Consider the following 15,479-nt stretch of genomic DNA (forward strand, 5'->3'; position numbering starts at 1 on the left):
GCCGGGAAGACGATGTGAAACGAGACAGTGAATCCAAACTGGATGCACGCCAGTTCGAGAGCGGTCAGGCCGAACATGTGTCGTTTCCTTCAGAACCGGCAACCGGAGGCGGTTCAAAGCTGACGGCGTCTTTCTTCCCGGTGTCGACCGACAGCTTGAAAACATCCGGGCGGGCATAGTGACCAACCACATCCAGATCATATTTGCCGCGGGCGATGACGCGCCGATCGATTTCCGCAATCCTGATCATCTCGCCCGAAAAATCCGGCTCGACCAGGATATTGCCGAGCGGGTCGATGATGCACGATCCGCCGCGGATCAGCACGGTGGCTGGGTCATCGCCTTGAATGGGCGCGTAATCCGTCGGCGCATCGCCGCGGGTGAAATACTGGCAGGCCGACAGAACGAAGCAGCGGCCTTCGATGGCGATCGTCCGCATCGTCGGCAGCTAGGTGTCGCGGTCATCGACCGTCGGCGCGCAGTAGAGTTCGACGCCCTGGGCATACATCGCCATGCGCAGAAGCGGCATGTAGTTTTCCCAGCAGATCACGCTGCCGATGCGCCCGAGCGGCGTTTCCGCGACGCCGATGGTCGATCCGTCTCCGAAGCCCCAGACAAGACGCTCCAGCGCCGTCGGCATCAGCTTTCGGTGCTTGGAAAGCAGTGCGCCCGTGGGGGCCATAGGTCAGCGTGCTGCAAAACAGGGTTCCGCCGTCGCGCTCGATGACGCCGGTGACGAGGTGTACGCCATTATCGCGCGCGACCGCGGAGAGGCGCTCTGCCTCCGGTCCCGCCGTCTCGATCGCGCTTGCAAAGTAACGGCGAAAATCCTCGCGTCCTTCCGGGCTGCGCATGCCGAGGCGCGCGCCGAAATCCAGCCCCTTCGGATAGCAGCCGACAAAGGCTTCCGGCAGCACCACGAGCTCAGCCCCCTGATGGGCGGCGTCATGCACGAGGTCTGCCAGTTTCTCTATGGTGCGGGGGGTATCGAACAACACCGGTGCGGCCTGAACCACGGCTGCTTTAAAAGGCTGGGACATGAAAACATTCCTCCGGAAAAATCAGACGATGGCTCTGGTGCCGGGCAGGGGCTGGGGGCTGTGCCTTGGCTCTTCCAGTTCGTCAACTATGGCGATTGCGAAATCCTCATAAGAGATGCGGCTGCCTTTTGGCCCGACGAGCAGCTGATCGGTGGCAAGTCGGAATGTGTCGGCCCGCTCGCCAGCCGCAAAAAGGCCGGACGGGGGGGGAACGTCCAGTCGAGACCTTTCGTCCGGCGAGGCCGCTGGTGATAGGCGATGCCGGCTTCGGATTCTCCACGCGCAGCTTCCGGGAAGTTGGGGATATCGAGGAAGCGAACGCCCGGTGCGACCTGAAGCCCGCCGGCGCCGCCGACCACAAGAGAGCGCGGAACGCCGGACGCGATCACGGTGCCGAGCAACTTTTCCGGATCGAATGTGCGGAACATGACCGCACTGATGACGGCATCATGGCCCGCGAGAATTTTTGCCGGGGCATCAGAGGCCTCGATATCGCCCTGGACCGCTTCGGTCCGCTCGAGCGGCTGGATCCTTCCGACCGTCCGTGCGATTGCGGTGACGTGGTGACCGCAGTTAACGAGTTCGGTGTGCAGACGCTGACCATCTGGTTCGATCCGTCGACTTCACAGAAGAGTGGCACTCCGATTTCCAGGAACCCATCGGCAATGCATTTCAGGCTGACGGCAAAAGCACCATCCGAACGTTGACTGTACCGGCCAGCCGGTATAGTAAACGCAATGAAGGAGACGACCATTGGCACGAAACACCAAGAGAGAACTTCTGGAAGCTGCGGCCCGAGTCGCTACGAACAAGGGGATCCAGTCACTGACACTGGAGGCGGTCGCCAAGGAGGCCGGCATCAGCAAGGGCGGCCTTTTCTACCACTTTAAAACGAAAGAGGATCTGCTCTTGGCGATGGTCGAGGCTTTCGTTGAGGTGACCGAAAATAGGCTACCCCGTCCCGACGATCCGGATGCCGCTCCGGGCGCCTGGCCTCGCGGCTTTCTCGAGGCCTGCCTCACCAAAGAAGATGCCGCTGTCGGCTCCTATAGCCGCTTGTCGGTCGCGGTAATGGCAGCCGTTGCCAACGATAAGGCGCTCCTCAAGCCGCTCAGCGACCGCCAGCCGGACTGGCGCGCCGCGCTAAACGATAGCGGCATCCCACCCGTCACAGCACACATCGTCCGACTTGCCGCCGACGGTCTCTGGATCAACGAAATCCTCTCGATCCCCATCCTCAGCGATGAAGAGCGAGAGGATGTGATCGCGGAGCTTCGACGCATGACCCATTCGAACGAGAAAAGAGAGGACAATTCTCATGTATAACAGAACGACCGGTAGCTTCCGCAGCCTGAAGGCCAATGACGGCGATGTCCTGCCGTCCCACCGTCAAACCTATCCCGCGATCCCTACTTTCTACCGCGGAATCGAGACCCAGTTCGTCGAGATGACGGTCGATCCCGAAGTGGCCGCCGCGCACCTTCCCAAGCCGCTTGTCGCCGATCCCAGTGGGGCCGCAATCGGTATCGCGCTGAAGATCCGGATGTCTTCATACGGCCCGTTCAACGAAGCCGGCATCCATCTCAAGTGCACGCTCGACGGTGAGCCCGTCTGGTACAATTCGCACCTCTTCCTGAACAATGTGACCGCCATCTGCGCCGGCCGCGAGCGCTGGGGCGTCGCGAAGGAGTTCGCCGAGATCAGCTTTTCCGATCATGAGAACGTTCGCGTTTGTGAGGTCGTCAAGGAGGGTGCGACCCTGATGCGGTTGTCCACGACCTGGGATGCGCTGGCCACTCCGGATGAGCTTCCCGACATTACGCCGAACATGAACCTGAAGATCATTCCGCGCGCCGACGGCCCGGGCGCTGCGATCAAGCAACTCGTCGAGTATTGCTCGGAAGAAGTCGGAGAGTCGACCCAGATGTCCGGGCTTGGTCACGTGGAGTTTCGCAGCACCGCCAAAACAGACCTTGCTCCACTGAATCCGGTCGCTCTTGGGCGAGGCTTCTATCACCGCGGCGACCTCGCGGAACTGCACGGCAAGATCCGTCTCGACTATCTCGCCAACGGATGAAGGAGTATACCATGAAGATCAAACTATTAAGCATGTCCGCAGCCGCCCTCCTGGCGCCTCAGATCGCCACCGCACAGGTCCCCGATGTCTGCACGAACATCACGATCGCCGATGGCGGATGGACCGATAACGCGGCCCAGAATGGGTTTGTCACGAATGTTCTGAAGGGTCTTGGCTATGAGCCAGAAATCGACTTTCTGTCGCTCGGTGTGCTTTTGGAGGGCATGCAAGCCGGTAATGTCGAAGTCTTTCTTGCAAGCTGGACGCCGAACTCCGACGCAACCCTGAACCCGTACATCGAGTCCGGCGCGATCATGAATGTCGGGTATAACCTCGTCGGAGCTCAGTACGCTCTCGCCGTTCCGAAATACACCTATGATGCCGGCTTGCAGTCCTTCGCCGACATCGAGGATTTCTACGACGAACTCGACGGAAACATCTACGCACTGGAGCCCGGCAACGATAGCAACAACGTGATCGTCCAGATGCAGGAAGAGGGTGCGTTCGGTTTCGACCGGTTCAATCTGGTGGAATCGAGCGAGAGCGCAATGCTGTCCGCCGTGGAGCGCGCCGTGCAGCGAAACGAGCCCATCGTATTTGTCGGGTGGTCCCCGCATCCGATGAATACACGTTTCGACATGGAATATCTGGGCGGCGGAGATGATTATTTCGGTCCAAATTACGGTAGCGCCAAGGTCTGGACGGGGCTGCGCCCCGGCTATGTCGAGCAATGCCCGAACGCCACCCGCTTCTTCGAGCAGTTGCGATTCACCGTGGAGAGCCTCAGCGTCGTCATGAGTGAAATCCTCGACAATGACGCCAATCCTGAAGATGCCGCACGTACTTGGTTGCAGGAAAACCCGGAAATTCTCGATAGCTGGCTTGATGGCGTCCAGACCGTCGACGGTCAGCCCGGCCTCGAAGCTGTTCGGGCCAGCCTTGCCGAATAACCAGTAATCAGACTTCGGCAAGATGAAACTCGAAGGGCGGCGAAAGCCGCCCTTTTGCCCCCGACTCCGTTAGTTCTAAGGCCTCGGACAAATATTGCCAGGTATGGCTGCCTTGCAGGCGTTCGCTGCGGATGACACGAAGGTCCGCTATGGGCCGAGAGTGCCGCCGCACGCAATGTAGGTCAATGTCCGCTTTGCTGTCTAGCCATTCGAAAATCTGCCTGACGGGTTACGTCCATACCGGCTGTTTTGGAGTCACCTTCTTGCCGAAACTGGAAAACCAATGCCGCTACAGCCGTTAAACGACGGGGCCGCCGGTCCGATTCCCATCAAGACCAGGGTAGCGAACAGAGCGTGGTGGGAGGCTTGGGCTCTTATCTGCGTTGCGTCGGCCGCATAGGTCTCGCTTCGCTCGGCTCTAGCATGCGTATGGAAACCGTTCTCGTCCCGACCGTGTTGCGCCCCGGCTAACCCCTGATTTGCCGCAGTGCCTGCCACACGAGAAGCGCGGCGATGGTGGCGAGCAGCGCGCCGCTGATCGGGCGGGTGAAGAAGGCCGTGATGTCGCCATGATTGGCGAGAAGCCCGTTGCGGAAGTTGACCTCTATGATCGGCCCCAGCACCAGGCCGATAACGATCGGCGGCATCGGGAAGCGGAAGCACGAAAGCACGAAGCCGATAATGCCGAGGGTGACCGCCAGAACGATCTCGAACGGACTGTTGTTGACAGCATAGACCCCGGTGACGCAGAGAATCGCGACGACAGGGGTCAGTACGGCATAGGGGATAGCAAGAATCTTCGGCAGAAGCCGTCGTGCGCCAAGTCCGAGTACGGTGATCAGCACGGCCGAAATCAGCAATACGCCTAAAATGACGAGAAACAGATCGCCGTTCTGGATGATGAAGAACGGTCCGGGATCGATGCCCTGGATCAGAAGCGCGCCCACCAGCACCGCCGTCACCGTGTCGCCGGGGATGCCGAGCGTCAGCAGCGGCACCAGCGCGCCGCCGGTGACCGCATTGTTGGAGACTTCGGAGGCCACCAGCCGCCGGGTATCCTCTTCGGTTTCCCGTGCGGCTTCGTTCAGCTTGTCGTTGCCGCGGCCCCGCCCGGTCATGCCATAGGCGATCCAGGAGGCAATGGTGGGGCCGGTCCCGGGCAATATGCCGATGAAGGTACCGACGGCCGCGCTTTGCAGAACCACCCACCAGTTGCGGACCAGCACCGGCACGAGGCCTGCAATGGGCGCGCTGCGCTGCGCCGGGAGCGCGCCTTCGTTGGCATGCCGCTCGATCTGGGTGGGGATCTCGGCAATCGCGAAGAAGGCGATCAGTGCCGGGATCAGCGGAATGCCACCCTGCAGATCGGGCAGGCCGAACGAAAACCGGGTAACGCCCCCAACCTGATCGATGCCGACCGTGCCGATCAGCATGCCGAATGCGGCCGCGATGATGCCCTTGATGATCGATCCGCCGGAGACGGCGGCCACGCACATCAGTCCGAACAGGCCGAGAGAGAAATATTCGACGGAGGTGAATTTCAGCGCGAAGGTGGAAAGCGTCGGAGCCAGAAACAGCAACACGATCAGCGACAGCAGACCCCCGAGCGAGGAACTGACCGTGGAAATGCCGATGGCATAGTCGGCGAGCCCGCGCCGGGCCAGCCGGTAGCCGGGAAGGGCCGTGGCGGCGTTGCCGGGCGAGCCCGGCGTGTTGATCAGTATCGCCGGGATCGAGCCCGCATAATAGCCGGCGGCATAAATGCCGAGCAGCAGGGCCATGGCCGCATTGAAATCGATGCCGAAGGTGAGCGGTGTTGCGATTGCAACGCCGGTCGTGGCCGTCAGCCCCGGCGAGGCGCCGAAAATGAAGCCGACGATCACTCCGGTCAGGCACCACAACAGGACATCCGGGGCGAGCAGAGCCTCGGCGGCGGCAGCGAACATCGAGGCCGGAATCATATCCATGTCGGCACCAGAACGGTAAAGCCGTAGCGGAAGGTCACAAAGACGGTCAGAGAGACCGCGACGGGCAGGATGGCGAGCACGAGTGGTCTGCGTTCGCCGAGCAACGCCATGCTGGCCAGCATGAAGGCCCAGGCGCCCAGGCGGAAATCGACATGGCGGAAGCTCAGAGCATAGACCACCAGCAGCGCGATAAAGGCCAGCGCATGGCGGTTCAGAATAGGCTGAAGCGTGATCTCAAGCCCGGTCGCAGAGGGACGGATCATCAGCAACAGGCTGCCTGCGCCGATGATGACGCAGAGCGCCATCGGCAGGGTGCGGGCATTGACCGCGCCGCTTCCCGGCAGCACGTCGATGCCGGCGGCGACATAGAGCATGACGAGCGAAAGCAGCAATATGGCGCCGCCGATGGCGCGGTCTGAACGCATGGAAGATCTCCGGATGAAGAGGCCGGCGGGCGTCTTTGCCCGCTGGCGACACGGCAAACCCTACTTGGCAAGGCCAAGTTCGGTGAGAACCTTTCGGTTCTGAGCGCTCGATGCCTCGATTACCGCGGCAAAGCCGGCGGAATCCCTGAAGGCGTCGGTGTAGCTGAATTTGCTGTAGAGTTCGGCAAGTTCGTCGGAGGCGGCGATTTCCTTCAGGGCCGCGTCAAGCTTGGCGATCACGTCATCCGGCGTGCCCTTGCGCGTCACGAGGCCGAACCAGACGCTGGCGGTGAAGTCGAAGCCCTGTGCCTTGAAGGTCTTGGCGCCCGGCAGGTAATCGACCTCTTCATCGGCGGCAAGGCCGATGACCTTGAGCTGACCAGCCTGCGCCAGCGACTTGTAGACCGGCGCGCCGACGAAGGAGAAATCGACCTCGCCCGATAGCGCCTTCGTGACCGCGCCCTTGCCGCCCTGGCCGCTGATATGGGTCAGTTCAATGCCCTGCTGATCGGCAAAATCCGACATGCTGACATGCTGGCTGGAGCCGGGGCCGGGGGTGGAGAAGGTGACGTCTTCGGATTTGGCCTTCTCGACGATGTCCGAGATCGAATTGAGCGGGCTGTCGGCCGCAACCGCAACCGCGATCGGGGTTTCGACCAGTTCTGCGAGCGGAATGAAATCATCGGTTTGATAGCCGGCCTCCGCCATGATCGGGCGGGCCGTCAGGGCGCCGGTGGAAGCGATCAACAGGGTGTAGCCATCTGCAGGCGCCTTGGCGGCTTCCAGCGTGCCGACACTGCCGCCGGCGCCATCGACATTGCGCACGATGAAGGGTTTGCCGAAGTAATTCTGAAGCTGCCTGGCAATGACGCGGGCTGTGCCGTCGATCGCATCACCGGCCCCGAAGGGAACGATGATCTGAACAGGTTTTTCGGGGTATTCCGCACGGGCCGCCGCCGGGGCCAGCATGAGGGCTGCGAGCGCGCAGGCCGCGAACTGTTTTGTCCTGGAAAAATTCATGTCATGTTCCCTTTTATCTGTTTATTGCGGGGCGATTGCTTGTTTTTTGACCACTGCCCCGTATAGTGCAGTATATACAACATCAGGATGGGGTCAACGAACTCACATGCAGAATCCGCCACTGCCGCGTTACGAGGCCCTGAAGGGCTTCATTTGCGGAAAGATCGACAACGGCGAATGGAAGCCGGATGACCGGATCCCCTCCGAAACAGTGCTTGCCGAAGATTTTGGTGTTTCGCGGATGACGGCAAATCGGGCAATAAGGGAGCTGACCGCCGAGGGTCGGTTGATGCGCATCGCCGGCGTCGGGACCTTTGTGCTCGCGCCCAAGGTACGCGGTACCATCCTTGAAATTCGCAGTATTTCCGATGAAATCGCGGCACGCGGCCACACCCACAGCAGCCGGCTGATCTATCTCGGCAAGATCAGGGCGTCGAGCCGTATCGCCGGCGTTCTGGAAGTGGCCGAGGGAGCGTCGGTCTTCAACGTCGTTATCGTTCACATGGAAAACGGGGAGCCAGTGCAGCTTGAAACCCGCTACGTCAATCCGCTGGCGGCACCCGATTTCCTCGAACTCGATTTTTCGGCGAGGACGCCGAGTGATTATCTGCTCGGTCGTTTGCCGGTCGCCGAGATCGAGCAGACCATCGAGGCCCGGCTGCCGACGCCGGACGAAGCCGAGCACCTGCATATGGATCTCTCGGAACCTTGCCTGGTACTAGATCGGCGCTCGCGCTCAGGTCGCCTGGTCGTGACCTATGTAAAGCTGGTGCATCCCGGCCGGCGCGTCACGCTCGGCGGTCTCACGGTGGGCGGCGCGCAGGATAAGCCGATGACAGGCGAGACGACGCTTCGGGAGCGCGCAGTCTAAGAAGCTATCCGCATTCTGATGAATTTGCAGTCAAAGCGATTTTTTGCCTTGCGAATGGGCAATTCGCATGATTGTATATACAAGTACAGACATTCAATGGCGCCGTGGGGCGCTTCGATCAAAGGGTTCTTCCTTGACAGCGCAGACCCCCGTCATTCTCAGTACCGACCCGCCCGGCATTGCCGAGATCGTGCGCATCGCCCGACACCGCGCTCCTGTCAAAATCGCCGGTGATCTGACGGTCCTGCTGGAGAAGAGCCGTGCGGTGATCGAGCGGCGGCTTGGGGAAAACGCGCCGGTGTATGGGCTTACCACCGGACTTGGAGCGGGCGTCGATACGCGGCTCGAACCCTCGGACATTGCGGCCTTCCAGCAGCGTGTTCCGGAAGCGCGCGCCGTCGGGGTTGGTGCCGGTCTTTCCAGTGAGGTCGTGCGTGCGGTGATGGCCGCGCGGCTGGCGGGCTTTGCCTCGGGCGGGGCAGGGGTTTCGCCGGGGGTTGTGGCATCGCTTGCCGCAGCCCTCAATGCCGGTTTCCATCCGGTGATCCACGCTCTCGGCTCGATCGGCGCTGCCGACCTCGCGCCGCTTTCCGACATGGCGCGCGGGCTGTTGGGCCACGGCGAGGTGGAATTCGGCGGCGAGATCATGGATGCAGGCAAGGCGCTGGAAAAGTCCGGCTTGCCGCCGCTGACGCTCGGGCCGCGCGATGGCCATGCGCTGGTGGTCGGCAACAGCCTGTCGATCGGCCAGGCCTGCCTAGCCATCGATGATCTTATCCGCACGCTCGACTGGTCGTTTGCAGCTGTTGCGCTGAGCTTCGAAGCGTTTCGCGCCAACGTCACCGTCATTGACCCACGCGCGCTGTCGCGTCGACCGGCGTTCGGGCAAGAGACTGCCGGCAAAAGGCTTGCGGATATGCTCTCGGGAAGCGGCCTGTTCGAACCGGACGCGGCGCGGCGGCTGCAGGACCCGGTCAGCTACCGCTGTGCGCCGCAGATCTGGGGGGCGCTCATCCATGCGCTGGAAGAAGCGACGGTGGCGACCGAAATAGAGATAGCCGGCGCCGGCGACAATCCGGTTGTGCTTGTCGAGGAGAACGCGCTGATCCACAACGGCAATTTCGATACCACGGCCTTCGCGCTCTCCTTTGAGCGCCTGGGCCTTGCGATCGCGCAGTGCGCCTCGGCAACTGCCCACCGGACCATGAAGATCATGTCGCCCGGGATCTCCGAACTGCCGCGCTTCCTGACGCCGAGAGGCGCAAGCCGCACCGGGTTTGCCACGGTGCAGAAGACGGTTTCGGCGCTGGAGGCGGAAATCCGCCATCTCGCCAATCCGGTGGCGTTTTCGCCGATCCCGGTGGCCGACGGCATTGAGGATCATGCCTCGATGGCGCCCTCCGTCATGGCCAAGACCGTCGCGATCATCGAGCGTTTCCGCTGGCTCGTCGCCATCGAGCTGATTGCGACAAGCCAGGCGGTGGATCTGCGCGGCGTTGAAAGCCTCGGAGCCGGCGCCTCCGCCGCCTATCACGAGGTCCGCTCAGTCGTCGAACCACTCGATGAAGACCGCGCCCAGGCGCCTGATTTCTCCAGAATGTCTGATTTCATCCGGGTGAACGGCCTGATGCATGAAGTCCAATAATAAGGGTCGCAAAGACCTCCCAGAACCTCCAACGCAGATATCAGAGGGAATGACATGAAATTCGCATCCATCCTCACCGCTGCCCTGATCGCCGCAGCGGCGGCAGCACCGGCCAAGGCCGATCCGATCAAGGTTGGCTCCAAAAATTTCACCGAGCAGTATATTCTTGGCGAAATATATGCTGCGCTTCTGGAAAACGCCGGCTATGAGGTAGATCGCAAGATCAATCTCGGCGGCACGCTGATCGCTCACCAGGCGCTGACCACCGGCGAGATCGATCTCTATCCCGAATATACGGGCACGGCACTCAGCGCTGTCGTCAAGGGCGAGATCTCCTCTAATCCCGACGCTGTCTACCATACTGTGCAAGACTATTACGCCGATGAACTCGGCCTTGTCTGGCTTGAGCCGACTGGCATCAACAACGGGTATGCCATCGTCGTGCGCCAGGACACTGCCGATGAGTACACGCTTGCCACGCTTTCCGATCTTGCTGGAGCGGCTGGAGATCTCATCATGGGCGGCGGTCCGGAGTTTCCCGATCGTGCAGACGGCCTGCCGGGCCTGAAGGTCGTCTATGGCATCGAATTCAAGGAATTCAAGCAATTCGCCAAGCTCGGCCTGCGGTACGATGCGCTGCTGCAGGGCGATATCGACGTGGCCAACGGTTATGCGACCGACTGGCAGATCGGCGCCGAGGGACTTGTGCCGCTTGATGACGATAAGGGACTGTTCCCGCCTTATTACGTCGCCCCTGTCGTGCGCGCCGAGGTGCTCGAAGCCAATCCCGGCATGGCGGACGTGCTAAACGCGCTGGCGCCGCATGTCGACAATGCCGTGATGCGCAAGCTCAACGCCGAAGTCGAACAGAACCGCGAAGAACCCGAAGACGTCGCCAAGGCGTATCTCGAGGAAATCGGCCTTATCAACAATTGAGGCCAGCTGACCGGGCCTCGTGCCCGGTCCTTCTCTATCTTGCCGGAGCGATAAAATGCAGGAAATCTGGATCGACTACCTCAACGCGATCGACGCGAAGGCGCTGTCGCTTACCGATGACGAGATCTTGTCAGCCGTCGAACAGGCGCTTGCCGACCAGGGCCGCGGCGAAACCGTGATCGAGCCGCGCGTGCATCTGGTGCCGGAAAGTTCCGACAAGGGGCATTTCAATGTGCTGCGCGGCTATGTGAAGTCGCTTGGCTTTGCCGGCGTCAAGGTGGTGGGCGATTTCGTGGACAACTACAAGCACGGCCTTCCCTCCGAACTCGCCGTGCTCAACCTGTTCGATCCCGAGACCGGCATTCCGAAAGCCGTGATTGATGCGACCGCGATTACCGACATGCGCACCGGCGCCGTTACCGCGCTCGGCGCCAAATATCTGGCGCGAAAGGACAGCAAGATCCTTGGCCATGTCGGCGCGCGCGGCACCTCCTACTGGAATGTCCGACTGCTCAACCATCTCTTCGATTTCGATGAGATCCGCGTCCATTCCCGGCGCCCGGAAAGCCGCAATGCCTTCGCGGAACGGCTGGAACGCGACCTCGGCAAGAAGATCATCGTCACCGACAACTGGCAGGACTGCCTGGAAGGCGCGGATATCATGATCGAGGCGAGCCGCCTGCCGGAGCCGACGCCGCTGTTCAAGACCGAATGGGTCAAGAAAGGAGCGTTCGTGGTGCCTTACGGCACGATGAGCGCGCTCGAATTCGACCTCACCGACATCATGGACAAGGTCGTCGTCGACGATTGGGGGCAGTGCGGGCCGGGTCGGCCTTACGGCGCGCTGCGTCGCCATGTCGATGAAGGCAAGGTGACGGCGGAAACTCTTCATGCCGAGATCGGCGAGATCGTTTGTGGCGCCAAGCCCGGTCGCGAGAGCGGGGAAGAAACCATCCTGTTCTGGCATCGCGGCCTTTCCACCACCGATGTCGCGCTTGGCGCGGCGATGGTGGAAAAGGCAAAGGTGCTCGGCATCGGCCAGCGCCTGCGCTTTGCCTGAGGACGCGTGATGGGCCTGATCGCCAATACACGGATGTATAATCTGACGCCCCCGATCCGCGCGCTGTTCGGCGCGCTGGTCATGGCGGTGTCGGAGGCGTCCGGCGTTGTGCTTGATGTGATCGCCCACGAGGCTCCAAGGCCACTCGGGGATCTCTGGAGCCGCAACGATATGGGCATGGTGTTCATGTGCTCCTACCCTTATGCGCAACGCCTGCCCTCGGCCCGCCCGCAGCCGCTGGCGGCCCCGGTTTCCACCGCCGAATGGGCGGCGGGCCAGCCGGTCTATGCGAGCCGGATCGTGGTGCGTGATGAGAGCATTACACATGTCGAGCAACTGAAGGCAGCGCGCTGGGCCTGGACCGTGCGGGACTCGCAATCGGGCTACAACGCCCCGCGCGAATTCCTCGCCGGCCTCGGCGTTGATGGCGCGGTCGAAACGGTTGGCCCTGTCATCACGCCCGCCGGCGTCATTGACGCGGTGCGCGACGGCAAGGCAGATGCCGGGGCCGTCGATGCCTATGCCTGGCAGCTTCTCGAAATGCATGCGCCGGAGATGATCAAGGACCTCGCGGTTGCCGCGACCACGGCGCCAGCGCCATTTCCGATGCTGGTTGCCTCGGCTTCCGCACCGAAGGAAGGCATCGACAAGCTGCGGACCGCTTTGCTCGCGCTTCATGAAACCGAAAGCGGCAGGACGGCGCTCGCCCCGCTCGGGCTTGCCCGCTTCGCCATGCCCGATCTTGCCGCGGTTGAGGCCTTGCCCGGGCGGGCGCGCGAGACCGACGCCCGTCTTGGCGCGCGATGGTGACACAATCTGTTTGCGCAGCAAGGCCGCGCGCCGCTGCTTCGATCAATAAAGGAGGCCGCCGATGAAATGGCTGCCACGACATCTCGACGACGTGGGGGAGGCGCTATTGCAGCATCTCTATCTCGTGGTCGTTTCGGTTGGCATCGCGCTCGCCATCTCGCTGGTGATCGGCATCTGGACGGCGCACAGGCCGAAGACCTTCAACGCCGCGCTGATGATCACCGGCGTGTTGTTCGCGATTCCGAGTCTTGCGCTGTTCGCGCTGTTCATTCCAGTGCTGGGCATCGGCGCGGCGCCCGCAATTACCGGGCTCTCGCTCTACTCGCTGATGATCCTGATCCGCAATATCGGCCTCGGTTTCCAGTCGATCCCCGCCGATGTCATGGAAGCGGCCCACGGCATGGGTTACGGCTCTTTTCGCAGGCTGTGGGAAGTGGAACTGCCGATCGCGCTTCCTTTCATCGTCGGTGGCATCCGGATCGCGACCGTAACCGTGATCGGCATTGCCACAGTCGCCGCCTACATCAATGCCGGCGGGCTTGGTGCAATCATCTTTCAGGGCATCGACCAGCGCTTTCCCGAAAAGATCATTGTCGGTGGGCTTCTGACGTCGGCGCTGGCGCTTTCGGCGGATTACGCGCTGTCTGCCCTTGAAACCCGGCTGCGGCGCAGAAGCGGGAGGCCCGCATGATCGTTATCGAAGCCTTTCAGTGGATCGCTGAAAACCAGTCAGCCTTCTTTTCCGCCTTCGACCGGCATCTTCTTCTGTGTTTCGTTTCGCTCACTATCGCGCTCGTGATCGCGCTGCCGCTCGGCTTCAAGGTGGCGCATTCGCCAGCGGCGGCCTTCGCCGCGATCAATGTTGCGGGTTCGCTGCGCTCGATCCCGAGCCTTGCCATCCTCGCCGCCGCCATGCCGCTGCTCGGCATAGGTCTTTGGCCCTCGGTGGTGGCGCTTGTGGTGCTGGCCGTGCCGCCGCTGCTGCTCAACACCGTAATCGGCATTCGAGAGATCGATGGCGCCATCCTCGATGCCGCGACCGGCATGGGCATGGGCCGGCGCGAAATCCTGTGGCAGATCGAAATGCCGCTCGCCGTGCCTTCGATCATCGCCGGGGTGCGCACGAGCGCGATCCAGGTGATTGGCGGCGCGGCGCTTGCCTCCTTCATCGGCGGCGGCGGACTTGGCGATTTCATCAATGCCGGCATCGCGCTGATGAACATGCCGCGCCTGCTCGTCGGCGCGCTTCCGATCGCAGCTCTAGCCATCTTTGCTGAACTGTTCTTCGGCTGGCTCGAACGCCGCCTCACCAACAGACGCTGACCGCAAAGGCCGGACCATGATTACCATCGAACACGTTTCCAAGAACTACGACGACGGCGGCCATCTGGCGGTCGACAATCTCGACCTCACAATCGAAACCGGTACCACCGTGGCGCTGATCGGACCCTCGGGCTGCGGCAAGACCACGACGATGCGGATGATCAACCGGCTGGAGACCCCGACCACCGGTCGCATCCTGATCAATGGCGAGGACGTCGCCAAGGTCGACCAGAAGAAGCTTCGGCGCAGCATCGGCTACGTCATTCAGCAGGTTGGACTGTTTCCGCACATGACGATCGAGCGAAATATCGCGACGGTTCCGCGGCTTCTTGGCTGGGAGAAGAAGAAGACCGATGCCCGGATCGACGAACTTCTGGACCTCGTCGGTCTTGATCCGGCCGTCATGCGCAGACGTTTCCCGCATGAACTATCAGGTGGCCAACGCCAGCGCGTTGGTTTTGCGCGCGCGCTGGCGGCAGCTCCGCGCATCATGCTGATGGATGAGCCCTTCGGCGCGATCGATCCGATCACGCGTGTCCGCCTGCAGGATGAGTTCCGCGAAATCCTCAAGAAGGTCAGCAAGACCGTCGTCATGGTTACGCATGACCTCGATGAGGCGATCAAGATGGGCGATAGGATCGCGATCATGCGTGACGGTAAGCTTTTGCAGTATGACACGCCAGCCGATATCCTTGCCCGGCCCGCCAATGATTTCGTTCGAGACTTCCTCGGCCAGGACCGCCACATAAAGCGGCTTAGTCTGATCGAGGTCCATACCGTAATGTCGCCGCCCTCCGCGGCCGGCTGCGGCACGGAAATCGGCGGCGATGAAAGCCTGCACACCGCGCTCGCGCTGATTCTTGGTTCGGACCTGCCGGGCATCGATGTCGTTGACGGAACCGGCCGGCGCATCGGCTATCTTGCCCGCGATACGGTGTTCGCCGCTCAGGCGTAGGGCCTTGCACGATCCAGCACGGCTGCTGTCGACTTCACAAGCTCGCCTGCGGCACTTCTTTCTTGAACCGGGCCCTCACTTCGGGTCAAAACAAGAGGAATTCAGAATCCTGCGCGGCCTCTATCAACCAAAGACAGCTAACTGTGCTTAGATGGTGATGCCCCCGTCGAGAGTTCCGTCGTATTTGGTGACCGATCACAGCGCGGAAAACGTTGGGCAGTTGGAGTGCCGGCGGCAGCCGAGACCAGCAGGTTCGTATGACGTCCCGGCCCGTTTGGATTTTCCGTGTCGTGGTGCCGGCGGAGACGCACTGTGACCAGCGGAAGCCGATCTCATGAAAATAGAAGTCTGCCTATTGCGGGCTGATTTGGTGAAAGACACCTATGAGTGTTCGCCTGAT

General features: G+C 61.7%; 14 protein-coding genes and 2 pseudogenes. 11 read left to right on the forward strand and 5 right to left on the reverse strand.

From position 1 onward, the window contains the following. Positions 1–64: 64 nt before the first annotated feature. Positions 65–1,040: pseudogene (locus tag Mame_RS22875) on the reverse strand (carbon-nitrogen hydrolase family protein). 21 nt (positions 1,041–1,061) lie between these two features. Further along, positions 1,062–1,654, reverse strand: a pseudogene (locus Mame_RS22880) (NAD(P)-dependent oxidoreductase). Between the two features lie 139 nt (positions 1,655–1,793). Between Mame_RS22880 and Mame_RS22885 the strand changes: the two are divergent. Genes Mame_RS22885 through Mame_RS22895 form a run of 3 tightly spaced genes read left to right on the forward strand, consistent with a single transcriptional unit; the run spans position 1,794 to position 4,067 of the window. Continuing rightward, a complete protein-coding gene (locus Mame_RS22885; RefSeq protein ID WP_018063871.1) occupies positions 1,794–2,366 on the forward strand; it encodes a TetR/AcrR family transcriptional regulator in 573 nt (190 codons plus the stop codon). Continuing rightward, positions 2,359–3,117, forward strand: a complete 759-nt coding sequence (locus Mame_RS22890; protein WP_018063872.1) for an acetoacetate decarboxylase family protein — start codon at positions 2,359–2,361, stop codon at positions 3,115–3,117. Before Mame_RS22885 ends, Mame_RS22890 begins: the two co-directional genes overlap by 8 nt. Positions 3,118–3,128: 11 nt before the next feature. Then, complete coding sequence (locus Mame_RS22895; RefSeq protein WP_051085090.1) at positions 3,129–4,067, forward strand: glycine betaine ABC transporter substrate-binding protein; 939 nt, start codon at positions 3,129–3,131, stop codon at positions 4,065–4,067. A 467-nt stretch (positions 4,068–4,534) separates the two neighbouring features. Here Mame_RS22895 and Mame_RS22900 read toward each other — a convergent pair whose 3' ends face one another. From Mame_RS22900 to Mame_RS22910, 3 genes are read right to left on the reverse strand one after another with little or no spacing between them, the layout of a single operon-like run. After that, positions 4,535–6,034 carry a tripartite tricarboxylate transporter permease gene (locus Mame_RS22900; RefSeq protein ID WP_155122264.1) on the reverse strand — a complete coding sequence of 500 codons (1,500 nt, stop codon included), beginning with the start codon at positions 6,032–6,034 and terminating at the stop codon, positions 4,535–4,537. Beyond that, complete coding sequence (locus Mame_RS22905; RefSeq protein ID WP_018063876.1) at positions 6,025–6,459, reverse strand: tripartite tricarboxylate transporter TctB family protein; 435 nt, start codon at positions 6,457–6,459, stop codon at positions 6,025–6,027. The genes Mame_RS22900 and Mame_RS22905 overlap by 10 nt, the downstream gene beginning before the upstream one ends. Positions 6,460–6,519: 60 nt before the next feature. Further along, positions 6,520–7,479 (reverse strand): tripartite tricarboxylate transporter substrate binding protein, encoded by a 960-nt coding sequence (locus tag Mame_RS22910; RefSeq protein ID WP_018063877.1) that lies wholly within the window; start codon positions 7,477–7,479, stop codon positions 6,520–6,522. Here Mame_RS22910 and hutC point away from each other — a divergent pair. From hutC to Mame_RS22950, 8 genes are all read left to right on the forward strand, one after another. Next, positions 7,478–8,350 carry a histidine utilization repressor gene (hutC, locus tag Mame_RS22915; RefSeq protein WP_210162231.1) on the forward strand — a complete coding sequence of 291 codons (873 nt, stop codon included), beginning with the start codon at positions 7,478–7,480 and terminating at the stop codon, positions 8,348–8,350. The two genes, Mame_RS22910 and hutC, sit on opposite strands and share 2 nt — an antisense overlap. Positions 8,351–8,483: 133 nt before the next feature. Beyond that, positions 8,484–9,995: an HAL/PAL/TAL family ammonia-lyase gene (locus Mame_RS22920; RefSeq protein ID WP_018063879.1), complete on the forward strand. Its 1,512-nt coding sequence runs from the start codon at positions 8,484–8,486 to the stop codon at positions 9,993–9,995. A gap of 54 nt (positions 9,996–10,049) precedes the next feature. Then, entirely contained in the window at positions 10,050–10,931 is an 882-nt protein-coding gene (locus Mame_RS22925; protein ID WP_018063880.1) for a glycine betaine ABC transporter substrate-binding protein, read from the forward strand. Between the two features lie 55 nt (positions 10,932–10,986). Beyond that, the gene (locus Mame_RS22930; RefSeq protein WP_018063881.1) at positions 10,987–11,991 is read left to right on the forward strand and encodes an ornithine cyclodeaminase family protein; all 1,005 of its coding nucleotides are present in this window, start codon (positions 10,987–10,989) and stop codon (positions 11,989–11,991) included. A gap of 9 nt (positions 11,992–12,000) precedes the next feature. After that, positions 12,001–12,801 (forward strand): phosphate/phosphite/phosphonate ABC transporter substrate-binding protein, encoded by an 801-nt coding sequence (locus Mame_RS22935; protein WP_018063882.1) that lies wholly within the window; start codon positions 12,001–12,003, stop codon positions 12,799–12,801. A 61-nt stretch (positions 12,802–12,862) separates the two neighbouring features. Next, positions 12,863–13,492: an ABC transporter permease gene (locus Mame_RS22940; protein ID WP_026173316.1), complete on the forward strand. Its 630-nt coding sequence runs from the start codon at positions 12,863–12,865 to the stop codon at positions 13,490–13,492. Then, positions 13,489–14,124, forward strand: coding sequence for an ABC transporter permease (locus tag Mame_RS22945; RefSeq protein WP_018063884.1), 636 nt, complete (start codon positions 13,489–13,491; stop codon positions 14,122–14,124). Before Mame_RS22940 ends, Mame_RS22945 begins: the two co-directional genes overlap by 4 nt. 16 nt (positions 14,125–14,140) lie before the next feature. Beyond that, positions 14,141–15,079 carry an ABC transporter ATP-binding protein gene (locus Mame_RS22950; RefSeq protein ID WP_018063885.1) on the forward strand — a complete coding sequence of 313 codons (939 nt, stop codon included), beginning with the start codon at positions 14,141–14,143 and terminating at the stop codon, positions 15,077–15,079. Positions 15,080–15,479: the final 400 nt, after the last annotated feature.

Origin of the sequence: Martelella mediterranea DSM 17316 (genome assembly GCF_002043005.1) — a bacterium.
GTDB lineage: Bacteria > Pseudomonadota > Alphaproteobacteria > Rhizobiales > Rhizobiaceae > Martelella > Martelella mediterranea.